Raw genomic sequence first — 21,212 nt, 5'->3', positions numbered from 1 at the left:
CGGACGTGTCCGCAAGGCGGTTGCCCAGTACGGGAGCGGCCACCGCAGGGAGGACGCGCAGCAGCACGGGGCCCGTGGCGCGCTCGGGTGCCGTCGCTCAGGGCGGTGGGTGTACATGCCGATGGAGGGGTGACCGCTTCCGCGGTCACCCCTCCATCGGCATTAGGTCAGTGGCCCTGTTCGTCCTGGCGGCGCTGCCAGCGTTCCTCGATGCGGTTCATCATGGAGCGGCGCTGCCGGTTCGCCCGCCCCTGGGGCGCGGCTCCGGGAGCTGGCTGCTCCCCGGGCTTGGGGGCCTTGCGCCAGCCGGTCACGGCCAGGACCGCACAGCCGAGCATGACGAGGAACCCCACCACGCTGATCCAGATCTGCTGGGCGACCATTCCGGCCATGAGGAGCGCGATACCCACCAGGAATCCAGCGACCGCCTGGTAGACCCGTCGTCGGGTGTACGTACGCAGCCCGCTTCCCTCGAGCGCTGTCGCGAACTTGGGATCTTCGGCGTACAGCGCTCGCTCCATCTGCTCGAGCATTCGCTGCTCGTGCTCCGAGAGCGGCACGGAGTCCTCCTCATCGTCGGTCGCGGGGGCGACCGGTATGCGGCCCTTTCAGGATAGGCAGGGATTCGTCCCCGTGAAACCCGCCCTCAGTGCCAATTCGCCGATCGGGCCGCCATGCCGGTTCGGCTGGTGAGGCGTTGATTCCCCGTCGGCCGAACCGTCATGCCGGATGGTGTCCTTCGATCATACGGGGAACCTGGCGCGATCGGGGCGGCTGTGGCGTACTCCATCTGCCGCTGAGGCGCTGTTCAGGGCGGTCCGCGGGGTCAGCCGCGCTTTTGGCCCAGGACGTGCAACTGCGTGGCGACCGAGTGGAACGCGGGCAGCTCGGCGGCGGCGGCTTCCAGCCGGTTCAGGGCGTCGAGCGCGCCCGGCTCCGTGTCCACGAGCACGCCGGGGACCAGGTCGGCGAAGACCCGTACGCCGTGCACCGCGCCGACCTCCACACCGGCCGCCTCGACGGTCTCGGTGAGCTGCTCGGCGGTGAAGCGGCGCGGCACCGGGTCGGCGTCGCCCCAGCGGCCGGCCGGGTCGGTCAGGGCGCGGAGCGCCTGGTTGAAGTGACCGGCGAGGGCCCGCGCCAGAACGGCACCGCCGAGGCCCGCGGCGAGCAGGCTCAGCACACCGTCCGGCCGCAGCGCCTCCACGGCGTGGCGCACGCCTTCGGCGGGGTCCTCCACGTACTCCAGCACGCCGTGGCAGAGGACCGCGTCGAAGCCGCCGCGCTCCACCACGTCGAACAGGTCGTGGATGTCCCCCTGGACGCCGCGGACGCGGTCGGCGACGTCGGCCTCCGCGATGCGGCGCTCCAGCGCGAACAGGGCGTTGGGGCTGGGGTCCACCACGGTCACGCGGTGGCCGAGGCGGGCGACGGGCACCGCGAAGTTGCCGCTGCCGCCGCCCGTGTCCAGGACGTCGAGCGTTTTCCGGCCGGTCGCTTCGACCCTGCGGTTGAGGGCCTCCTCCAGGACGTCCCACACGACGGCGGTACGGAGGGAGGCACGGGGGCGCTGCGGGTCGGACACGGCAGTTGTCTCCTCGGTGACTGTTACGAACGGTCCCAGCCTATGGCCTCGGGCGCCGTCCTCGGCCGCGGTGTGGGCCGCAGCGTGAGCAGCCGCTCCACGAGGCGCAGGAACAGCGCGACGTCACGGACCAGGTCGTCGGCGTCGCGCGCGGTGGCGGCTCCGCGTATGCCCGCCTCGGCGCGGGCCCTGCGGTCGGCGCCCGCCGCGAACAGGGCGCTCCACTCGGCCAGCTCGGGCGCGGTCTCGGTGAGGATCTCCCAGGCGGTACGGATTCCGCGCCGCCCGCGCCGCCGGGTGTCGGGACGGCCGCGTACGGCCAGGACGGCGGCGGCGGTGCGGAGGGCGGCCAGGTGGGCCGTGGCGTACCGCTCGTTGGGGTCGTCGAGGGTGGTCGCCTCGGCCAGTCCCGCGTGTGCCTGGGCGAGCAGGTCGAGGGCGGCGGGCGGGGCCGATGAGCGGCGCGGCACGGGATGGACGTCGCTCGCCATGACGGACCTCCTGTCGTCGTGTGACGGCACTCCAGCCGTCTGCCCCCATCGTGCGAGCTGCCACTGACAATCGCCGCTGACCTGCGGTTTTGCTTCACCCCAACGATCACCTGTAGTTTTTGAACTGACTGGTCAGTTCAAAGACGTTGGGGGGTTCGTGGAGAGCGCGGACAACGGGACCGGCACCACCTGGGCGGAGGCGTCCCGGCCCGGGGCGGCCGTCAGAGCGGAGGGATTCGGCGTGAAGGGCCCGCGCGGCTGGGCCTTCCGGGGGATCGACGTGGACGCCGCTCCCGGCAGCCTCGTCGCCCTGGCGGGCCCCTCCGGGTCGGGCCGCACCTGCCTGCTGCTCGCCCTGACCGGGCGGATGAAGGCCGCCGAGGGGTTCGCCGAGGTGGGCGGGGTGCGCCTGCCGCGCAAGATGGCCGCCGTACGACGGTTCAGCGCCCTCGCGCACGTACCGGGTGTGAGCGACCTGGACCCGGCGTTCACCGTCGCCGAGCACCTGCGGGAGGCCGCGCTGCTGCGGCGCAGGTTCAGCGGTTCGCCGCTGGCCCTGCTGCGCCCGCGCGCCGGGCGGGCGGCCGAGAACCGGCGCCGGGTGGAGGCCGCCCTGGAAGCCGCCGGGCTGGACCCGGAGACGCTGCCCAAGGGCGAGCGGACGTCCGTACGGGACCTGGAGCGGCTGGAGGCCCTGCGCCTGTCCGTGGCGCTCGCCCTGGTGGGTGCGCCGCGGCTGCTCGCGGTGGACGACACGGACCTGAAGCTGGGCGACGCGGATGAGGCGGCCGCCTGGTCGATGCTCCGCTCCGTCGCGGACAGCGGCGTGACCGTACTGGCGGTCTGCACGGAGGTGCCGGACGAGGCGGACGCGGTGGTCCGTACGACGGGCTCGGCCGCAGGCGCGAAGGGCGACGGCGAGGGGCCGAAGGACGAAAAGGCCGGGGCCGAGGCAGCCGCTTCAGAGGAAGCCGGAGAGCCCGCCTCGGAGGAAGCCCGGAAGGCCGGAGGGACCCGTCCGGAGGCCGAGGAGCCCCGCCGGGGCGAGGGCGGCGCCGGCGAGGACGACGAGGACGAGGACGACGAGGAGGGGGCGGCCGATGCGATCGCCGAAACTGGCCGCGCTTGAGCTGAGGCGGTTCGGGCGGGGGAAGCTGCCGCGCGCCGCGCTGGTCGCGATCCTGCTGCTGCCGCTGCTGTACGGCGCGCTGTACCTGTGGTCGTTCTGGGACCCGTACAGCAGGCTCGACCGGATACCCGTCGCCCTCGTCAACGAGGACAAGGGCGCCACCACCGACGGCAAGAGGATCAACGCAGGCGACGACCTCGCCGACGGCCTCAAGGACAGCGCCGTCTTCGACTGGCACGAGGTGAGCGACGCCGAGGCGCGCGCGGGCGTCGAGGACGGCCGGTACTACCTGTCGCTGACGATGCCGGAGGACTTCAGCGCCCGCATCGCGTCCAGCTCCGGCGACGCCCCCGAGACGGGCGCCCTCCAGGTGCGGACGAACGACGCCAACAACTACATCGTCGGCCAGATCTCCCGCAGCGTGTTCTCCGAGGTGCGGACGGCCGCCTCGACGAAGTCGTCCCGTACCTTCCTCGACAAGATCTTCATCTCGTTCTCCGACATCCACGACGCGACGGAGAAGGCCGCCAAGGGCGCCAACGACCTCAAGGACGGCGTCGGCGAGGCGAAGAAGGGCGCCAAGAGCATCGCGGACAACCTGGCGAAGCTCAAGGACGGCACCTCCGACCTCGCCTCCGGGCTGAAGAAGATCGACTCCGGCGCCGGGGAGCTGAAGAGCGGCACCCGCAAGGTCGCTGACGGCACGCAGCAGCTCGCCGACCGGGTCAACGGCGTCGCGCCGAAGGTCCGCCCGTACCTCCGCGACAACGGCAAGCAGGTCGGCGACGCCGCCCGGCTCGTCGCGGACACCTCCAAGGCGGCCCGCAACAGCCTCGACAGCATCGTCCGGCTCGGTCCCGGCGCCCGCACCCGCGCGCAGCAGGCGTCCGAGGGGCTCACCGCGCTGTACACCAAGCGGTGCGAAGGCGGCCTCGTCACCGACTCCGAGCTGTGCGAGGAGCTGAAGAAGGCCAAGGTCGCCGCCGCCGACGTGGCGGTCATCGGCGACGACATCCACGCGCTGGCGCAGGACAGCAACGGCGACCTGAAGAAGCTGGACGCCCACCTCGCCGACCTCCAGAGCAAGGCGGAGGCCCTCGGCAAGCGCGCGCCGACGCTCAGCCAGGACGTCGACTACGCCATCGCCCGCATCAACGAGCTGAACAGCGGCGCCCAGCGCGTCGCCAAGGGCATGGCCGACCTCCACAAGGGCATCACCAAGAGCAAGGACGGCGCCGTCCGCGTCGATTCCGGGCTCGGCAAGATCAAGAAGGGCGCCAACGACCTGAACGGCGGCCTGTTCAAGCTGGCCGACGGCTCCACCGAGCTGGCCAGCGGCCTCGACGAGGGCGTCGAGCGCATCCCCGACTACGACAAGCGGGACCGCGACCGCCGTACCGAGGTGATGGCCGACCCGGTCCAGCTCGCCTCGCAGTCGCTGCACAAGGCGGCGAACTACGGCACCGGCTTCGCCCCGTACTTCATCCCGCTGTCCCTGTGGGTGGGCGCCATGGTCGCGTACATGTTGATCCAGCCGATGAACCGGCGGGCCCTCGCCGCGGGCGCCTCCGCCTGGCGGATCGCGTTCGCGGGCTGGCTGCCCGTCGCGGTGATCGGCCTGGCGCAGGTGGCGGCCCTGATGGCGGTACTGCACTGGGGCCTCGGCCTGGAGATGGCGCGCTCGGCCGGGACCGTGGGCTTCCTGGCCCTGGTGACCTGCTGCTTCGCGGCGATCATCCAGTGGCTGAACGCCCGGTTCGGCGCGGCGGGGCGCATCCTCGTCCTGGCGCTGCTGATGCTCCAGCTCACGTCGGCGGGCGGCACGTACCCGGTGCAGACCAGTCCGGGCTTCTTCAACGCCGTCCACCCGTACCTGCCGATGACCCATGTCGTCGAGGCGCTGCGCAGGCTCATCACCGGCGGCCCGCTGGACCCGGTGTGGCTGGCGTGCGCGGTGCTGGCGGCGTTCACGGCGGGCGCGCTCGCGCTGACCGCCCTGTCCGCCCGCCGCAAGCAGGTGTGGACGTTCGACCGACTGCACCCCGAGCTGAGCCTGTAGGCGGGAAGGACCGCACGGACCTGTGAGAATCGACGCCATGGACACCCAGAGCACCCGTCGGCAGGCCACCCGCACCAAGCTGTACGAGGCGGCCGTCACCCTCATCGCGGAACAGGGCTTCTCGGCGACGACCGTCGACGAGATCGCGGAGCGGGCCGGGGTCGCCAAGGGCACGGTCTACTACAACTTCAAGAGCAAGACCGAGCTGTTCGAGGAGCTGCTGCGGCACGGCGTCGGCCTGCTGACGGCCTCGCTGCGCACCGCCGCCGACGAGACGGCGGCGCGCGGCGGGACGCGGGTCGAGGCGCTGGACGCGATGATCCGGGCGGGTCTGGTCTTCATCGACCGGTACCCGGCGTTCACCCAGCTGTACGTGGCCGAGCTGTGGCGCACCAACCGGGCGTGGCAGTCCACGCTGCTGGTGGTGCGGCAGGAGGCGGTCGCGGTCGTGGAGACGGTGCTGCGGGAGGCCGTCGCGAACGGCGAGGTGAGCGAGGACATCGATGTCTCGCTGTCGGCCGCGGCGCTGGTCGGCATGGTGCTGGTGGCGGCGCTCGACTGGCAGGCGTTCCAGCGGGAGCGGTCCCTCGACGACGTGCACGCGGCGCTGTCGCGGCTGCTGCACGGGCGAGTGACCGGCCGCTGAGGCGCCCGTGCAAGGCGGGCGCGCGCCGGTGCGGGTGAGCGGCGGCCGCTGACGGACGGGCCCGCGGTGCGCCTGCTCGCCGAGCCGGGCGCCCGAGCGGGCGTGCGGGCGTGCGCCTGAGCGGGCGTGCGGGCCTGCGTACGGGCATAGGAAAGCGCCGGTCCGGTGAGGCTCGATCCCCCCGAGCCCCGCCGGACCGGCGCGTCCACCCCCGTGTCCCCCTTGCTTCCCCCGTACGGGCAGGTGCGCGGTGCCGGTTCCGCAGCCCCGTGTCGGCGGTACCCGCGCCGCGCCCCTTCCGTGACCCCCACTCTTCCGTCCCGGCGGGCCGCGCCCCATCCGCGTACCTACTCATCCGGACGCCTGAGTACGGATACTCAGCCCTCCGTGCCGGACCCCACCCGCGGGCGCGGGCGGCTGGCTACGATCGCGTCCGTGTCCGTACTCCCCCTGGCTTCACCAGCGGCTGGGCCAGCGGGATCAACGCCTACGCGGTGATCCCGCTCCTCGGCGTGTTCGGCGCGACGGGCGTCGCCGACGACGTGCCCGCGGCGCTCCAGCGCACCGACGTGCTGATCGCCGCCGGAGTGCTGTTCCTCTGCGAGGCGGTCGCCGACAAGATCCCGTACGTGGACACCGCCTGGGACTCGGTCCACACGGTCGTGCGCCCGGTATCCGGCGCGGTGGTGACGGCCCTGCTGGCGGGCCAGTCCGGGTCGCTGCCCGAGCTCGCGGCGGGCGCGGTCGGCGGCTCGACCGCCCTGGTGAGCCACCTGGTCAAGGCCGGTACGCGGATGGCGGTCAACACCTCGCCCGAGCCGTTCAGCAACACCGTGGTCAGCGTCGCGGAGGATCTCGGCGTCGCCGCGATCGTGACGTTCGCGGTCTTCAACCCGGTCGCCGCGGCGGCCGTCGCGGCGGCGCTGCTGGCGCTCGGCGTCACCGTGATCGTCCTCCTCGCGGGCCGCATCCGCCGCTTCCGCCGACGGCGTGCCGGGCGGCGCGAGGAGCGGCACCCGGCGGCGAGGGGCGGCGCAGCCGGACCGGCGGGCTGACCTGCGCGCCGGCTCGCGGGCCGGTCTGCGATGCCGGTCTGCGATGCCGGTCTGCGATGCCGGTCTGCGACGCGGGCGTCGACGCCGGGCCCGACCTGCGGTGCCGGGCGCCGGCCACCGGGCCGGGGCGGGGTCCGGGGGCTGGCGGGGCCGGGTTCCGCGTGGCTTATAGAGTCGCCCGCATGGCACGGATTGCGGTGATCGGCGCCGGGATGGGCGCCATGGCGGCGGCGGCCCGGCTGGCCGTCGCGGGGCACCAGGTGACGGTGCACGAGCGGGCGGAGACGTACGGCGGCGGGGTGCGTCGCTTCGTACGGGACGGCTTCGGCTTCGACACCGGGCCCGGGCTGCTGCACCTGCCCGCCGTGTACCGGGACCTGTTCGTCAAGACCGGCAAGGAGCCGCTGGAGCGCCGCGTCGAGCTGACGCAGGTGGACCCGGCGAGCCGCCACGTCTTCGCGGACGGTACGGCCGTGTCCCTGCCGAACGCCTCGCGGGCCGGGGTGGTCGCCGCCCTGGACGACGCTCTCGGGCGGGGCGCGGGCGAGCGGTGGGCGGCGTTCCTGAACCGGGCGCGCGACGCCTGGGACCGCTCGCGGCGCCCGCTGCTGGAGGAGCCGCTCCCGGCCGACGTGACGCCGTTCTCCCGCGACCCGTACCCGGCGCGGAGGACGGGCCTGCTGCGCCGCGGCGCGACGACGCTCGCCGAGGTGGGCCGCCGGGAGCTGGGCGACGCGCGGCTCGCGGCGCTGCTGGACGGGTACGCGCTGGCGTACGGGCTCGACCCGGCCGCCGCTCCCCCGTCGGCGGCGGTCCTGCCGTACATGGAGCAGACCTTCGGCACCTGGTACGTGCGCGGCGGCCTGCGCGCGCTGGCCGACGCGGTGTACGAGCGGTGCCTGGCGCGGCGCGTCGAGTTCGTCTTCGGCACGGGCGTGACCGGCGTGGTCGCGAGGGACGGGCGGGCCGCCGGTCTGGAACTGGCGGACGGGCGGGTCGTGGACGCCGACCACGTGGTGGCGGGGGCGCCGGTACCGGCGCTGTACGAGGACCATGTGGTCGCGTGGGAGCGGCAGGAGGAGTGGCCGCGCTTCCAGACCGGGGTGGCGTCGGGGCGGGTCACCGTGTGCCTGGCGCTGCGCGGCGCGCGGGAGGACGGCGCGGCGCACCGCACGGTGGTGCACTCGGCGGACCCGGCCGGGGAGCGGGCGGCCCTCGCGGGCGGCGGGCCGCTGTGCGCGCGGCCGACCGTGGTGGTGCTGCGCCCGGACGACGCGGAGCTGCGGCCGGACGGCGACCACGAGGCGGTCACGGTGACGGCGACGGTCCCGGCGGGGGACGCGGGCGGCGCGGGTGACCCGTGGGGCGACACGGCGGCCGTGGAGGCGTTCGCGGACCGGATGGTGGAGGCCGCCGCGTCGGCGGTGCCGGGGCTTCGGGAGCGGCTGCTGTGGCGTGAGGTCCGTACGCCGGTCCACACCCGGGACGAGACCGGGAGCCGCCGGGTGCCCGCGCCCGCGCTGGCGGGCGGGCGCGGCGCGTGGCTGCCCGCCGCGAACCTGGCGCCGCTGCCGGGCCTGTACTTCGCGGGCGGCTGGTCCCACCCGGGTGGCGGCCTCGCGCACGCCGGGATGTCGGGCGCGCTGGTCGCGGGCCTGATCGTGGAGGGCGCGGACTTCCGCGGCTCGCGGTAGGGCGGTAGGGGCGCCCGTCAGCAGCTCAGTAGCGCTGGGGCGTCTGGTCGTAGCCGTAGGGGGCCGGGGGCTGCTGCGGCGGGGGCGGGAACTGCGGTTCGTTGTCGCGCTGGGGCGGCACCCATACGCCGCCGGGCGGGGTGTCCGTGGCGTACTGCTGGGCGTACGGGTCGGCGGCGTACTGCTGCCGGCCGTACGGGTCGTAGGCGCCGTACTGCTGCGGGTCGGGCGCGGCGGTCGCCGTGCCGCCGTACGGGTCCGCGTAGGCGGCGTACTGGTGCCGGCCGCTGTCCGTGCCGTAGTCGTGGGCGGGGGCGTACGCGGCCGGGTCGTACGCCGGGTAGTCGCCGTACGCCTCCTGCGGGGCGCCGTCGGGGGCGGGGGCGGGCTGCTGCGTACCGGACGTGCCGTAGACGCCGTACTCGCCCGTGTCGTCGGGCAGCGGGAGCGGCTCGTGGACGGGCGGGGCGGCCGGCATGGGCGGCTCCTGCGGGTCGTCGTACGCGAGCTCGGTGACCTCCAGCGCGGGGCCGGGCTCCCGGTCCTGCCCCGCGGTCCTGCGGCGGCGGCTGGCGCCGGGCTTGCCGCCGAGCGCCCAGCCGGTGGAGAAGCCGCGCAGGAAGGACATCGTGACGAGGGCCTGGCCGACGCCGAACGCCGCCGTGCCCGCGATGATCAGGGGGAGCGACGACAGGACGACACCGGCGACGACGCCGAGGAAGCCGAAGAAGGCCAGCAGCCGCCAGCGCAGCCGCGCCTTGTACTGCAGCAGTACCTCGCCGAGAAGCCAGAGCGCGACGACGCCGAACGCGATGTAGAGGACCGTCCACCAGCTCCAGTCCATGCCCGCCCCTCTCGTCGGCCGCCGCCTCGGGGAGTGAGGGTACGGCCGGTCAGGACTGCTGATGCAGTCCGAGATTCTCGTAGATCTCGAGTGTCGCCGTGGAGTTGTTCAGCGTGATGAAGTGCAGTCCGGGCACGCCTTCGGACAGCAGCCGCGCACAGAACTCCGTCGCGAACTCGATGCCCAAGGAGCGTACAGCGGCCGCGTCGTCCTTGACCGCGAGGATGCGCTCTTTGACGGCCGGGGGGAAATGCGCGTTGCTGAGCTGCGGCAACCGGTCCAGCTGGCGCACCGCCGTGACGGGCATGACCTCGGGGATGACCGGCGTGTCGCAGCCCGCGGCGGCGACCCGGTCGCGCAGACGCAGGTAGCTCTCCGGCTCGAAGAACATCTGCGTGATCGCGTAGTCGGCCCCGGCGCGGCACTTGTCGACGAAATGGCGGACATCCGTGTCCCAGTCCGTGGACCGGGGGTGCATCTCGGGGAACGCGGCGACACCCACGCAGAAGTCGCCGGCCTCCTTGATCAGCCGGACCAGGTCGGCGGCGTAGTGCAGGCCCTGCGGGTGCGGGATCCACTCGCCCATCGGGTCGCCGGGCGGGTCGCCGCGCAGGGCGAGGATGTTGCGGATGCCGACGTCGGCGAACTGGCCCACCATGTTGCGCAGTTCGGCGACCGAGTGGCCCACCGCCGTGAGGTGCGCGACGGGGGTGAGCGTCGTGTCGGCGGCGATCTGCTCGGTGGCCTTGACGGTGCCCTCGCGCGTGGAGCCGCCCGCCCCGTACGTCACGGAGACGAAGCTCGGGGCCACCGCCTCCACCCGGCGCAGCGCGGTCCAGAGGTTCCGCTCGCCCTTCTCGGTCTTGGGCGCCCAGAACTCGAAGGAGTACGTGGTGCCGCTGTCGAGCAGATCGCGCACCGTACGCGCGCGATCCGTCCTGGTGGAGGGGGTGCCTAGGGCCATACGGGCAGGTTAGCCATCCGGAGATGCCTCACCCAACCGGAGCAGCACCTTTCGGGCCTTTTGCCGGAATCTTGTCCGATGGGCGGACAGGGGTGGGGGCGATATGCCTGTTCGCCCCGGTATTCGTCCCAGTATGCGGACGAGTGGGGCCGGTACGTGGTCTTCTCGCGGGTGGGACGGATCAGCCGACGGTCACGGGGGCGTCGGCGGCGGCCCGCTCACGTATGCGGCGGGCCAGGCCGGCCGTCGCGGCGGCGGGGTCGTCCGCCTCCGTGATGGCGCGGACGACGACGACCCTGCGGGCGCCCGCGTCCAGCACCTCGTCGAGGTTGCCCGCGTCGATGCCGCCGATCGCGAACCAGGGCCGCTCCTGGGCGAGGGAGGCCGCGTACCGCACGAGGCCGAGGCCCGGCGCGTACCGGCCCGGCTTGGTGGGCGTGGGCCAGCAGGGGCCCGTGCAGAAGTAGTCCACGCCCACCTCGGCGGCGGCCGCGTCCACCTCCGCCTCCGCGTGCGTGGACCGGCCGATCAGCACCCCGTCGCCGAGGATGGCGCGGGCGGCGGGGACGGGCAGGTCCCCCTGGCCGAGGTGCAGCACCTGGGATCTGGCGGCGTGCGCCACGTCGGCCCGGTCGTTCACGGCGAGCAGCTTTCCGTGGCGGCGGCAGGCGTCGGCGAACACGGCGAGGTGCTCCAGCTCCTCACCGGCCTCCATGCCCTTGTCGCGCAGCTGCACGATGTCCACCCCGGCGGCGAGGACCGCGTCGAGGAACTCCGGGAGGTCTCCCTGGCGCTTGCGGGCGTCCGTGCACAGGTACAGCCTCGCGTCGGACAGGCTCGCGGCGGCGCTGGTGGACATGAGGTGATCCCCCCGGTTCGGTGCGGCGGCGGTGCGCGGCCGGGGCCTGAGAGGGCTCCGGCCGCGCACCGCCCGTGTCGTGCGGCGTTCGTGTCGGCTTGTCGCTTGTCGGCTTGTCGGGCGTGTCGGCTCAGACGGCGAGCGCCTGGGCGCGGCGCTTCACCTCCGTGCCGCGATTCTCCGCCAGGGCCTGCGCGGGCGTGCCCGGCAGGGACGGGTCCGGCGTGAAGAGCCACTCCAGCATCTCCTCGTCGGTGAAGCCGTCGTCCCTGAGCAGGGTCAGGGTGCCGGAGAGGCCCTTGACGACCTTGCCGTCCTTGATGAAGGCGGCGGGCACCTGGAGCGCGCGGTTCTCACCGCGGCGCACGGCGATCAGCTGGCCCTCCTTGACGAGCTGCCGCACCCGCGTCACTTCCACGCCGAGCAGCTCGGCGATGTCAGGGAGGTACAGCCAGGCGGGGACGAGCTCGTCGATCTTCGTGTCAATCTCGGTCACACGACAAGCGTGCCATCCCGCGCTGACAGTGGGTAGCCGGGCCCGCCGTCCGGGCCACGGCCCGTGTCGCCGGACCCCCGCCGCCCGGCCGTCGGGCGTCAGGTGTCAGGCGCGTACCGCCGACTTCAGCGGCACGTCCGGGTCCGCGACCAGCGCGGGATCGACCGGCGTACCGGCCTCGATGAGCCGCCTTCCCTGCGCCAGGTCGCGCGGCCGCCCCACGGCGAGCACCGCAACCAGGGCGCCGTCCCGCAGCCACACGAGCGCCCAGGCGGGGTCGGCCGGGTCACCGCGCCAGACGGCCTCGTCGGCGGAGGCGTGGTGGCCCGCGTACTGGACGAACCGGCCGAACTGCTCGGACCAGAAGTACGGCACCGGGTCGTACGGCCGGGGCTCCGCGCCCAGCACGGCGGCGGCGACCGTACGGGGTCCCTGAAGGGCGTTGTCCCAGTGGTGGACGTGCAGCCGCGTCCCGTAGCGCGCCGAGGGGAACGAGGCGCAGTCGCCGACCGCGTACACGTCCGGCACGGAGGTGCGCAGGTGGTCGTCGGCCACGACCGCGCCGTCCGGGCCGAGCGCCACCCCGGAGCCGCGCAGCCAGCCGGTGGCGGGCCGGGCGCCGATGCCGACGACGACCGCCCCGGCGGGCAGGACCCGCCCGTCGGCGAGGACGACCTGACCGGGATCGACCCGCTCCACGCGCGCGTGGAGCAGCAGTTGGGCGCCGCTCTCCTCGTACCAGGCGGCCATCGGTTCGGCGGCCTCGGCGGGCAGCGCCCCGGCGAGCGGCCGTGCGGCGGCTTCCACGACGGTGACCGCGCACCCGGCCTCCCGGGCGGCCGTGGCGAACTCGGCGCCGATCCAGCCCGCGCCGACGACGACCACGTCGTGCTTCCCGGCGAGGACCGGGCGCAGGCGCTCGGCGTCGTCCAGGGTGCGCAGCAGGTGGACGCCGTGAACGCCCTCCGCGCCGGGCAGCTCCAGCGGGACCGCGCCGGTCGCGACGACCAGAACGTCGTACGGGACGGGGCCTGCCTCCGTGTCCACCTCGTGGTCGCCGGGGCGCAGCCCGGTCACCTCGACGCCGAGCCGCAGTTCGACGCCGAGCGCCTCGAAGTCCACCTCGAACGCGGAGCCCTCGGCGTTGCCGAGCAGGTATGCCTTGGACAGCGGCGGCCTGTCGTACGGCTGGTGCGGCTCGGCGCCCAGGAGCAGCAGCTGCCCGCTGAACCCCTGTTCCCGCAGGGCGACGGCGGTCTGGACCCCGGCCATCCCGGCGCCGACGACGACCACGCGCCGCGCGTCCGCCGGGGCGTCCTCGCGCGCGTGGGGCTGCTGTTCCTCGCGCGGCTGTTCCTGGTGCTGCTGCTCGCTCACGCCCTCACCTTACGCAGCCGCCACACCGTCGGACATCCGCCCGACAGCGGCGTCCCGGCCGTCCGGCAGCGGCGTCAAGGCACCCCGGCGAGCGGTCCCGGTGCGGCGTCCCGGCCGTCCGGCGAGCCGTCCGGCAGCCGCGCCACGGCGGCCCGCTCCAGGTGCGGGCAGGCCGGGAGGGTGGGTCCGGCAACCGGTTCGGCCTTACCGGTGTTTCAAGGGTGGGGTTAGTCTGGGCGCGCCAGAACATCGCGGGAGCCCGGCGCACCGGGCTGAGAGGGAGGCTGGGCGGCCTCCGACCGTACGAACCTGATCCGGGTCATGCCGGCGAAGGGAGGGGCTGGACGCCCATGTCACGCAGTACGTCGGACGTCCTCGTCATCGGGGGCGGGATCATCGGCCTGGTCACGGCCTGGCGGGCGGCGCAGCGCGGGCTGCCCACCGCCGTGGCGGACCCGGAGCCGGGCGGCGGCGCCGCCCGGGTGGCGGCTGGCATGCTCGCCGCGGTCACGGAGCTGCACTACGGGGAGGAGACGCTCCTCGGGCTCAACCTGGCGTCGGCCGAGCGCTATCCGGGCTTCGTCGCGGAGCTGGAGGAGGCGGCCGGTCTGGACGTCGGCTTCCGCACGAGCGGCACGCTCGCGGTGGCGCTGGACGCGGACGACCGGGCCCATCTGCGGGAGCTGCACGCGCTGCACCTGCGGTGCGGGCTCGCTTCGGAGTGGCTGACGGGCCGGGAGTGCCGCCGCCTGGAGCCCATGCTGGCGCCCGGTGTGCGCGGCGGGCTGCGCGTGGACGGCGACCACCAGGTCGATCCGCGGCGGCTGTCGGCGGCGCTGGTGGCGGCCTGCGAACGGGCCGGGGTGGTGTTCCACCGCGCGGCGGCGGAGCGGCTGTCGGTCGTGGGGGGCCGGGCCGCGGGCGCGGTCCTCGCGGACGGCACGGAGGTCGCCGCGGGCCAGGTGGTGCTGGCGGCGGGCAGCATGAGCGGCCGCCTCGGGGGCGTACCGGAGGAGGTGCTGCCGCCGGTGCGGCCGGTGAAGGGCCAGGTGGTGCGGCTCGCGGTGCCGGAGGCGTACGCGCCGTTCCTGACCCGGTCGGTGCGGGCGGTCGTCCGGGGCAGCCATGTGTACCTGGTGCCGCGCGAGAACGGCGAGCTGGTGATCGGCGCGACGAGCGAGGAGATGGGCTGGGACACGACGGTCACCGCGGGCGGGGTGTACGAGCTGCTGCGGGACGCCCACGAGCTGGTGCCGGGCCTCACGGAGCTACCGCTCACCGAGACCTGCGCCGGACTGCGGCCCGGCTCGCCTGACAACGCGCCGCTGCTGGGCCCGACCGCGCTGCCGGGGCTGCACCTGGCGACCGGCCACTACCGCAACGGCGTGCTGCTGACCCCGGTCACCGGGGACGTGATGGCCGCCGTGCTGACGACCGGGGAGCTGCCCGAGATCGCCCGCGCGTTCACCCCCGACCGTTTCGCCACCGTAGGAGTGTCATGACGAACCAGGTACGCGCCGCCGTCACCGTGTCGGTGAACGGCGAGCCGCGCGAGCTCCCCGCCCCGGCCGCCCTGGACGCGCTGGTGGCCACGCTGACGACGGCCCCCTCCGGGGTGGCGGCGGCGGTCAACGAGACGGTCGTGCCGCGCGGCGAGTGGGCGTCCACCGTGCTCGCGGACGGCGACCGGGTCGAGGTCCTCACCGCGGTGCAGGGGGGCTGAGCCATGGCCGACGACCGTCTCACCATCGCCGGGACCTCCTTCGACTCCCGGCTGATCATGGGTACGGGCGGGGCGCCGAGCCTCGACGTGCTGGAGCGGGCCCTCGTGGCGAGCGGCACGCAGCTGACGACCGTGGCGATGCGGCGGATCGACCCGACCGTGCACGGCTCGGTGCTGTCCGTGCTGGACCGGCTGGGCATCCAGGTGCTGCCGAACACCGCCGGGTGCTTCACGGCGGGCGAGGCGGTGCTGACGGCCCGCCTCGCGCGCGAAGCGCTCGGTACGGACTGGGTGAAGCTGGAGGTCGTGGCGGACGAGCGGACGCTGCTGCCGGACCCGGTCGAGCTGCTGGACGCCGCCGAGACCCTGGTGGACGACGGCTTCACCGTACTGCCGTACACGAACGACGACCCGGTCCTCGCGCGGAAGCTGGAGGACGTGGGCTGCGCGGCGATCATGCCGCTGGGCTCGCCCATCGGGTCGGGCCTCGGCATCCGCAACCCGCACAACTTCCAGCTGATCGTGGAGCACGCGCGCGTGCCGGTGATCCTGGACGCGGGCGCGGGGACGGCGTCCGACGCGGCGCTGGCGATGGAGCTGGGGTGCGCGGCGGTGATGCTGGCGTCCGCCGTGACGCGGGCGCAGGAGCCGGTGCTGATGGCGGAGGCGATGCGGCACGCGGTGGAGGCGGGGCGGCTCGCGTACCGGGCCGGGCGCATCCCGCGCCGCCACTTCGCGCACGCCTCGTCCCCGGCCGAGGGCCGCGCCGCCCTCGACCCGGAGCGCCCGGCGTTCTGACCCCGGCACCGGAGGGCGCCCGACCGGCCCGTCTCCCCGCCTGTCACAAGTTCGCTGCACCGGGGAACCGGTCATGTACAGGCCGAGGGGCGGGTCCGGCGGGGCTCGTAGACTCGGGGCGTGGATACGACCCTTCACGACCCGCTCGTCGGCAGGCTGCTCGACGGCCGCTACCGCGTGGACGCGCGCGTCGCCGTCGGCGGCATGGCCACGGTCTACCGGGCGGTGGACACCCGCCTCGACCGGGACCTCGCCCTGAAGGTGATGCACCCGTCGCTGGCGACCGACACGACCTTCGTGGAGCGGTTCATCCGCGAGGCCAAGTCCGTGGCCCGGCTCTCGCACCCCAATGTGGTCGGCGTCTTCGACCAGGGCACGGACGGGCCGTACGTGTACCTGGCGATGGAGTACGTCGCCGGGTGCACCCTGCGCGACGTGCTGCGGGAGCGCGGGGCGCTGTCCCCGCGCGCCGCGCTGGACGTGCTGGAGCCGGTGCTGGCCGCGCTCGGGGCGGCGCACCGGGCCGGGTTCGTCCACCGGGACATGAAGCCGGAGAACGTGCTGATCGGCGACGACGGCCGGGTCAAGGTCGCCGACTTCGGCCTGGTCCGCGCGGTCGGCACGGCCACCAACACGACCGGCTCGGTCCTGGGCACCGTGTCGTACCTGGCGCCCGAGCAGATCGAGCACGGCACCGCCGACACCCGTACCGACGTGTACGCGTGCGGGGTCGTCCTGTACGAGATGCTGACCGGCGGCAAGCCGCACGGCGGCGACACGCCCGCCCAGGTCCTCTACCAGCACCTGAACAACGACGTCCCGGCCCCCTCGTCCGCCGTCCCGGGCCTGGCGCCCGAGCTGGACGCCCTGGTGGCCGTCGCCACCGCGCGGGACGCCGAGGCGCGCCCGCACGACGCCGTGGCGCTGCTGTCCCGTGCCCGCGCCACGCGGGCCGCGCTGGACGACGCGCGGCTGGACCTGGTGCCGCCGGACGCCCGGGGCGAGGGGCGTACGGACGCTTCGGCGCGGGACGCGGAGGCGGACGCGGAGCCGGTCGGACCCGACGATGTGACGAGCGTCATCGCCCGCCCGGTGTCGGCCCGCGCCGGGGACGGGACCGGGGAGGACGCGGCCGCGCTCGTGGCCGGGTCCGCGGGCGGGGCCGGGGACGTGGAGCGCACGAGCCGGCTGGAGCTTCCGCCCGAGGCCGGTACGCGCCCCGAGCGCCCGACAAGTCCAGCGGGTACGGGCGGACGCGGCCGTCGCGTCCTGGCGCTGGCCTCCGGTCCGCGCCGGGGCCTGGTGGCGGTCCTGACGACGGTGCTGCTGGTCCTCGGGGTCGGCGCGGGGGTCTGGTACATCAACTCGGGGCAGTTCACCCGCGTGCCCACCACGGGCGTGCTCGGCAAGACCCGCGCGGAGGCCGAGCGGCGGCTCGCGGACGAGGGCCTGGAGGTGGGCGGGACGCGCGAGGAGTTCAGCGGCGCGTACGAGCGGGGCACGGTCATGGGCACCGACCCGGCGCCCGGTGAGCGTATCCGCGGCAACGGCTCGGTGGACCTCGTCATCTCGCGCGGCCCGAAGATCGTGAAGGTGCCCGAGCTGAAGGGCGAGCCGCTGGACGCCGCGAAGGAGCGGCTGCGGGAGGCGGGCCTGGCGGCCGGGGTCGTGACCGAGGAGTTCGACGCCGGGGTCGCGAAGGGCTCGGTCATCCGCACCGACCCGCCCGCCGGCACCGAGCGGTCGCCGGACGCGGCCGTGGCGCTGGTCGTCAGCAGGGGCGCCCCGATCGAGGTGCCCGGCGCGGTCGGCCGGCCGCTGACGGATGCCCGCGACACGCTGACGGAGGCCGGGTTCACCGTGGAGGTCGCCGAGGAGCGGGTCCACTCGCCGCACCCGGCCGGTTCGGTCGCCGCCCAGTCCCTCCCGGCGGGCACCCGCGCGGCCGAGGGCGACACGGTGACGCTCACGCTCTCCAAGGGGCCGCGCATGGCCGCCGTACCGGATGTGACCGGCAAGAGCACCGACGACGCCACGCGCGAGCTGAAGGCGGCGGGCTTCGAGGTGCGGGTCGAGAAGTCCTTCCCGTACCTCGGGGACACCGTCAGCGGCCAGTCCGTGCCCGGCGGCGACAGCGCGCCCGAGGGCGCCACGATCACCATCAAGATCAAGGGAATCTAGTCACACCATGCTCCCCCCAGCCTCCGCTCCCGCTCGTGCCGGGGGGACGCTCCGTCCCGTCGGCGGCCATGTCCCCGTGGCGGGCGGCCTGGCCAGGACCGGTCTCGCCTTCGCCCGGGAGATCGGCGCCGAGGCCGTCCAGGTCTTCGTCGCCAACCCGCGCGGCTGGGCCACCCCGGCCGGGAACCCGGCTCAGGACGAGCTGTTCCGCGAGGGGTGCGCCGCCGAGGGCATACCGGCGTACGTCCACGCCCCGTACCTGATCAACTTCGGCTCGCACACGGAGGCCACCGTCGAGCGGTCCGTCGAGTCGCTGCGGCACTCGCTGCGCCGGGCCCGCGCGATCGGCGCCCTGGGGGTCGTCGTCCACACCGGTTCGGCGACCGGCGGGCGGCCGCGCGAGGTGGCGCTCGCGCAGGTACGGGAGCGGATGCTGCCGCTGCTGGACGAGCTGACACACGAGGACGACCCGTTCCTGCTGCTGGAGTCCACGGCCGGGCAGGGCTCGTCGCTGTGCTCCATGGCCTGGGACCTCGGGCCGTACTTCGAGGCGCTGGACGCCCATCCGAAGCTCGGCGTCTGCCTCGACACCTGCCACGTCTTCGCCGCGGGCCACGACCTGGCCGAGGTCGACGGGGTGCGCAAGACGCTGGGCCTGCTGGTGGAGACGGTCGGCGAGGGGCGGCTGAAGCTCATCCACGCCAACGACTCCAAGGACGTGGCCGGTGCGCACAAGGACCGGCACGCCAACATCGGCGCGGGCCACATCGGCGAGGAGCCGTTCCGCGAGCTGATGCGCCACCCGGCCACGGAGGGCGTGCCGCTGGTCATCGAGACGCCGGGCGGCAAGGAGAAGCACGCCGAGGACGTGGCGCGGCTGAAGTCCCTGCGGGTGCCGCCACCGAGGTGACGTGGCGGCCCCGACGCTTGAGGAATACCCCTAGGGGGTATACGGTTTCTGTTATCGAGCAGGAACCGTCACTCGGCATGGGGGCACGCCATGGACCACAGCGCACACGAGCACGGCCACCACGCCGGCCACGCACCGCACGCCGGCCACACGGCCCACCAGGGCCACGACCAGCAGGGCCTTGGCCAGCAGGCCGACCAGGGCCACGGCCACGAGGGGCACCACCACAACCCGGGCGGCCCGGTCGGCTGGGCGATGGCGGCGAAGGCCACCCTCCACTGCCTCACCGGCTGTGCCATCGGCGAGGTCCTCGGCATGGTCATCGGCACGGCGCTCGGCTGGGGCAACGCGCCGACGATGGCCCTCGCGATCGTGCTGGCGTTCTTCTTCGGCTACTCGCTGACCCTCTGGGCCGTCGTACGGGCCGGGCTGGGCCTCAAGGCCGCCATCGGCGTCGCGCTCGCGGCCGACACGCTCTCGATCACCGTCATGGAGATCGTGGACAACGGCGTGCTGCTGCTGGTGCCGGGGGCGATGGACGCGCATCTCGCGGACGGGCTGTTCTGGGGCGCCCTGGCGTTCGCGTTCGCCGTCGCGTTCGTCGTGACGACGCCGGTCAACAAGTGGATGATCGGCCGCGGCAAGGGGCACGCGGTGGTGCACCAGTACCACGGCTGACGATCAGCACCGCCGCTCGTACGCTCGTACCGGGAGTCAGAGCTCCGGGCCGTCGCCCGGCTCCTCCTGGTACGAGTAGCGCTGTTGGGCCCAGGGGTCGCCGATGTTGTGGTAGCCGCGCTCCTCCCAGAAGCCGCGGCGGTCGGCGGTCATGTACTCGACGCCGCGGACCCACTTCGGGCCCTTCCAGGCGTACAGGTGGGGCACGATCAGCCGGAGCGGGAAGCCGTGCTCGGCGGTGAGCAGCTCGCCGTCCTTGTGGGTGGCGAAGATCGCGCGCTCGGAGGCGAAGTCGGACAGGCGCATGTTGGCGCTGAAGCCGTACTCGGCCCACACCATCACATGGGTGACATCGGGCGCCGGGGGCGCGAGCTCCAGCACCGTACGCGCGGGGACACCCCCCCATTCGGCCCCGACCATGCTGAACTTCGTGACGCAGTGCAGATCGGCGACGACGGTGGAGAACGGGAGGGCGGCGAACCCCTCGTGGCTCCAGCAGTGCTTGCCGCCGTCCGCCGTGGCGCCGAAGACCCGGAACTCCCAGCGCTCGGGCCGGAACTTGGGCACGGGCCCGTAGTGGGTGACCGGCCAGCCGCGCTGCAGACGCTGTCCCGGTGGAAGCGTGGACTCCCTTGCTGCCCGGTGTTCCGCGCTTTCCGGCTGACCCATGACTCAATGGTGACAGACCGGGAGGGGTGGTCACGACCGGGGCCGGGGTCGAATCGGGCAAGCCCTACTAAGCCTTGACTTACTGGACGACCCTTCCTCGTGGTGCGAGGATGCGCGCATCCCGCCCCTTCACTCACGTGGAAGGAGCCTCTGCGATGCAGGGCGACCCCGAGGTCATCGAGTTCCTCAACGAGCAGCTGACCGCCGAACTGACCGCGATCAACCAGTACTTCCTGCACGCCAAGATGCAGGAGAACAACGGGTGGACGAAGCTCGCGAAGTACACCCGCGCGGAGTCCTTCGACGAGATGAAGCACGCCGAGGTGCTCACCGACCGGATTCTGTTCCTGGAGGGCCTGCCGAACTACCAGCGGCTGTTCCACGTCCGTGTGGGCCAGACGGTGACGGAGATGTTCCAGGCGGACCGCGAAGTCGAGGTCGAGGCGATCGACCGGCTGCGGCGCGGCATCGAGGTGATGCGCAACAAGGGCGACATCACGTCGGCCAACATCTTCGAGTCGATCCTCGCCGACGAGGAGCACCACATCGACTACCTGGACACGCAGCTGGAGCTGGTGCAGAAGCTCGGCGAGTCGCTGTATCTGGCGACGCTGGTCGAGCAGCCGGAGAGCTGAGGCGCGCGCCGGAAAGCGGAGAGCCGAGGCGCCGCCGGATGAGCGGAGACGCGAGCGGAGAGCCGACACGCCGCCGGGGAGCCGGGACGGGCGGGCGGCGCCCCTACGGCCGCGCTACGCGGCTTCCGACAGGTCGGACAGGGCCGGCTCGCCCTGCTCCAGCAGCTCGCGGCGGGGGCAGGCGCCCCGGCCCAGAATGGCCTGAATGCGGCGCACGCACGAGCCGCAGTCGGTACCGGCCTTGCAGGCCGACGCTATCTGGCGCGGGGTGCAGGCACCGGCGTCCGCGTGTTCCTTGACCTGCTTCTCGGTGATACCGAAGCACGAGCAGACGTACACGCGGGTCACCTCCCTGCCAGGTCGTGGGGCCGACGCCCCCCCGCTTGGACGGTGAGGCAAACCTAACCTTACCCATAGGG

The 21,212-nt window shown here is 73.9% G+C and carries 21 protein-coding genes, 1 pseudogene and 1 riboswitch; of the genes and pseudogenes, 12 read left to right on the top strand and 10 right to left on the bottom strand.

Annotation, left to right across the window (positions count from 1 at the left end; genetic code table 11):
• Positions 1 to 167: 167 nt before the first annotated feature.
• The 3 genes from J116_RS21370 to J116_RS21360 form a co-directional block, all read right to left on the bottom strand.
• Positions 168 to 560, bottom strand: a complete 393-nt coding sequence (locus J116_RS21370; protein ID WP_023589118.1) for a DUF3040 domain-containing protein — start codon at positions 558 to 560, stop codon at positions 168 to 170.
• 266 nt (positions 561 to 826) lie between these two features.
• Complete coding sequence (locus tag J116_RS21365) at positions 827 to 1,585, bottom strand: methyltransferase (RefSeq protein ID WP_023589117.1); 759 nt, start codon at positions 1,583 to 1,585, stop codon at positions 827 to 829.
• 23 nt (positions 1,586 to 1,608) lie between these two features.
• Complete coding sequence (locus J116_RS21360) at positions 1,609 to 2,076, bottom strand: SAV_6107 family HEPN domain-containing protein (RefSeq protein ID WP_023589116.1); 468 nt, start codon at positions 2,074 to 2,076, stop codon at positions 1,609 to 1,611.
• 157 nt (positions 2,077 to 2,233) lie between these two features.
• Between J116_RS21360 and J116_RS21355 the strand changes: the two genes are divergently transcribed.
• From J116_RS21355 to J116_RS21335, 5 genes and pseudogenes are all read left to right on the top strand, one after another.
• Positions 2,234 to 3,205, top strand: coding sequence for an ATP-binding cassette domain-containing protein (locus tag J116_RS21355; protein ID WP_023589115.1), 972 nt, complete (start codon positions 2,234 to 2,236; stop codon positions 3,203 to 3,205).
• Positions 3,177 to 5,264: a YhgE/Pip family protein gene (locus tag J116_RS21350; RefSeq protein ID WP_023589114.1), complete on the top strand. Its 2,088-nt coding sequence runs from the start codon at positions 3,177 to 3,179 to the stop codon at positions 5,262 to 5,264. The genes J116_RS21355 and J116_RS21350 overlap by 29 nt, the downstream gene beginning before the upstream one ends.
• 37 nt (positions 5,265 to 5,301) lie before the next feature.
• Positions 5,302 to 5,910, top strand: coding sequence for a TetR/AcrR family transcriptional regulator (locus J116_RS21345; RefSeq protein ID WP_023589113.1), 609 nt, complete (start codon positions 5,302 to 5,304; stop codon positions 5,908 to 5,910).
• A 435-nt stretch (positions 5,911 to 6,345) separates the two neighbouring features.
• Positions 6,346 to 6,965 (top strand): annotated as a pseudogene (locus J116_RS21340) (DUF4126 domain-containing protein).
• A 182-nt stretch (positions 6,966 to 7,147) separates the two neighbouring features.
• Entirely contained in the window at positions 7,148 to 8,659 is a 1,512-nt protein-coding gene (locus tag J116_RS21335) for a phytoene desaturase family protein (RefSeq protein WP_037946850.1), read from the top strand.
• A gap of 25 nt (positions 8,660 to 8,684) precedes the next feature.
• On the opposite strand, the gene J116_RS21330 is transcribed toward J116_RS21335, so the two are convergent.
• The 5 genes from J116_RS21330 to J116_RS21310 all read right to left on the bottom strand — a co-directional run bounded on the left by J116_RS21330 (position 8,685) and on the right by J116_RS21310 (position 13,199).
• Positions 8,685 to 9,503 (bottom strand): DUF1129 domain-containing protein, encoded by an 819-nt coding sequence (locus J116_RS21330; RefSeq protein WP_023589110.1) that lies wholly within the window; start codon positions 9,501 to 9,503, stop codon positions 8,685 to 8,687.
• Between the two features lie 49 nt (positions 9,504 to 9,552).
• Entirely contained in the window at positions 9,553 to 10,467 is a 915-nt protein-coding gene (gene metF / locus J116_RS21325; RefSeq protein WP_023589109.1) for a methylenetetrahydrofolate reductase [NAD(P)H], read from the bottom strand.
• 181 nt (positions 10,468 to 10,648) lie between these two features.
• Positions 10,649 to 11,326: a thiamine phosphate synthase gene (gene thiE, locus J116_RS21320; protein ID WP_023589108.1), complete on the bottom strand. Its 678-nt coding sequence runs from the start codon at positions 11,324 to 11,326 to the stop codon at positions 10,649 to 10,651.
• A 130-nt stretch (positions 11,327 to 11,456) separates the two neighbouring features.
• The gene (locus tag J116_RS21315) at positions 11,457 to 11,822 is read right to left on the bottom strand and encodes an Rv2175c family DNA-binding protein (protein WP_023589107.1); all 366 of its coding nucleotides are present in this window, start codon (positions 11,820 to 11,822) and stop codon (positions 11,457 to 11,459) included.
• 105 nt (positions 11,823 to 11,927) lie between these two features.
• Positions 11,928 to 13,199: an NAD(P)/FAD-dependent oxidoreductase gene (locus tag J116_RS21310; protein ID WP_023589106.1), complete on the bottom strand. Its 1,272-nt coding sequence runs from the start codon at positions 13,197 to 13,199 to the stop codon at positions 11,928 to 11,930.
• A gap of 241 nt (positions 13,200 to 13,440) precedes the next feature.
• A riboswitch (TPP riboswitch) is annotated at positions 13,441 to 13,552 on the top strand.
• Here J116_RS21310 and thiO point away from each other — a divergent pair.
• The 6 genes from thiO to J116_RS21280 all read left to right on the top strand — a co-directional run bounded on the left by thiO (position 13,550) and on the right by J116_RS21280 (position 19,489).
• Positions 13,550 to 14,701: a glycine oxidase ThiO gene (gene thiO, locus J116_RS21305; RefSeq protein ID WP_023589105.1), complete on the top strand. Its 1,152-nt coding sequence runs from the start codon at positions 13,550 to 13,552 to the stop codon at positions 14,699 to 14,701. Its footprint overlaps the riboswitch before it by 3 nt.
• Positions 14,698 to 14,922: a sulfur carrier protein ThiS gene (gene thiS, locus J116_RS21300; RefSeq protein ID WP_023589104.1), complete on the top strand. Its 225-nt coding sequence runs from the start codon at positions 14,698 to 14,700 to the stop codon at positions 14,920 to 14,922. Before thiO ends, thiS begins: the two co-directional genes overlap by 4 nt.
• A gap of 3 nt (positions 14,923 to 14,925) precedes the next feature.
• A complete protein-coding gene (locus J116_RS21295) occupies positions 14,926 to 15,720 on the top strand; it encodes a thiazole synthase (RefSeq protein ID WP_023589103.1) in 795 nt (264 codons plus the stop codon).
• A 120-nt stretch (positions 15,721 to 15,840) separates the two neighbouring features.
• Positions 15,841 to 17,901: a Stk1 family PASTA domain-containing Ser/Thr kinase gene (pknB, locus tag J116_RS21290; protein WP_023589102.1), complete on the top strand. Its 2,061-nt coding sequence runs from the start codon at positions 15,841 to 15,843 to the stop codon at positions 17,899 to 17,901.
• 7 nt (positions 17,902 to 17,908) lie between these two features.
• The gene (locus J116_RS21285; RefSeq protein WP_023589101.1) at positions 17,909 to 18,811 is read left to right on the top strand and encodes a deoxyribonuclease IV; all 903 of its coding nucleotides are present in this window, start codon (positions 17,909 to 17,911) and stop codon (positions 18,809 to 18,811) included.
• Positions 18,812 to 18,901: 90 nt separating this feature from the next.
• Complete coding sequence (locus J116_RS21280) at positions 18,902 to 19,489, top strand: DUF4396 domain-containing protein (RefSeq protein WP_023589100.1); 588 nt, start codon at positions 18,902 to 18,904, stop codon at positions 19,487 to 19,489.
• A gap of 36 nt (positions 19,490 to 19,525) precedes the next feature.
• Here the strand turns inward: J116_RS21280 and J116_RS21275 are convergent, their stop codons facing one another.
• The gene (locus J116_RS21275) at positions 19,526 to 20,158 is read right to left on the bottom strand and encodes a sulfite oxidase-like oxidoreductase (protein ID WP_023589099.1); all 633 of its coding nucleotides are present in this window, start codon (positions 20,156 to 20,158) and stop codon (positions 19,526 to 19,528) included.
• 155 nt (positions 20,159 to 20,313) lie between these two features.
• Between J116_RS21275 and bfr the strand changes: the two genes are divergently transcribed.
• Entirely contained in the window at positions 20,314 to 20,793 is a 480-nt protein-coding gene (gene bfr / locus J116_RS21270) for a bacterioferritin (RefSeq protein ID WP_023589098.1), read from the top strand.
• Positions 20,794 to 20,907: 114 nt separating this feature from the next.
• On the opposite strand, the gene J116_RS21265 is transcribed toward bfr, so the two are convergent.
• The gene (locus tag J116_RS21265) at positions 20,908 to 21,141 is read right to left on the bottom strand and encodes a (2Fe-2S)-binding protein (protein ID WP_023589097.1); all 234 of its coding nucleotides are present in this window, start codon (positions 21,139 to 21,141) and stop codon (positions 20,908 to 20,910) included.
• Positions 21,142 to 21,212: the final 71 nt, after the last annotated feature.

The organism is Streptomyces thermolilacinus SPC6 (assembly GCF_000478605.2).
Lineage (GTDB): Bacteria > Actinomycetota > Actinomycetes > Streptomycetales > Streptomycetaceae > Streptomyces > Streptomyces thermolilacinus.
The sequence above is the reverse complement of the archived record's forward strand: the minus strand, read 5'-3'. Positions and strand labels throughout refer to the sequence as shown.

What these genes read in the sequence shown, in the direction of transcription:
- J116_RS21285 (WP_023589101.1), top strand. Translation starts at nt 17,909, where the DNA reads ATGCTCCCCCCAGCCTCCGCTCCCGCTCGTGCCGGGGGGACGCTCCGT.
- thiS (WP_023589104.1), top strand. Translation starts at nt 14,698, where the DNA reads ATGACGAACCAGGTACGCGCCGCCGTCACCGTGTCGGTGAACGGCGAG.
- thiO (WP_023589105.1), top strand. Translation starts at nt 13,550, where the DNA reads ATGTCACGCAGTACGTCGGACGTCCTCGTCATCGGGGGCGGGATCATC.
- J116_RS21360 (WP_023589116.1), bottom strand. Translation starts at nt 2,076, where the DNA reads ATGGCGAGCGACGTCCATCCCGTGCCGCGCCGCTCATCGGCCCCGCCC.
- J116_RS21280 (WP_023589100.1), top strand. Translation starts at nt 18,902, where the DNA reads ATGGACCACAGCGCACACGAGCACGGCCACCACGCCGGCCACGCACCG.
- J116_RS21295 (WP_023589103.1), top strand. Translation starts at nt 14,926, where the DNA reads ATGGCCGACGACCGTCTCACCATCGCCGGGACCTCCTTCGACTCCCGG.
- metF (WP_023589109.1), bottom strand. Translation starts at nt 10,467, where the DNA reads ATGGCCCTAGGCACCCCCTCCACCAGGACGGATCGCGCGCGTACGGTG.
- thiE (WP_023589108.1), bottom strand. Translation starts at nt 11,326, where the DNA reads ATGTCCACCAGCGCCGCCGCGAGCCTGTCCGACGCGAGGCTGTACCTG.
- bfr (WP_023589098.1), top strand. Translation starts at nt 20,314, where the DNA reads ATGCAGGGCGACCCCGAGGTCATCGAGTTCCTCAACGAGCAGCTGACC.
- J116_RS21330 (WP_023589110.1), bottom strand. Translation starts at nt 9,503, where the DNA reads ATGGACTGGAGCTGGTGGACGGTCCTCTACATCGCGTTCGGCGTCGTC.
- J116_RS21275 (WP_023589099.1), bottom strand. Translation starts at nt 20,158, where the DNA reads ATGGGTCAGCCGGAAAGCGCGGAACACCGGGCAGCAAGGGAGTCCACG.
- J116_RS21335 (WP_037946850.1), top strand. Translation starts at nt 7,148, where the DNA reads ATGGCACGGATTGCGGTGATCGGCGCCGGGATGGGCGCCATGGCGGCG.
- J116_RS21345 (WP_023589113.1), top strand. Translation starts at nt 5,302, where the DNA reads ATGGACACCCAGAGCACCCGTCGGCAGGCCACCCGCACCAAGCTGTAC.
- J116_RS21350 (WP_023589114.1), top strand. Translation starts at nt 3,177, where the DNA reads ATGCGATCGCCGAAACTGGCCGCGCTTGAGCTGAGGCGGTTCGGGCGG.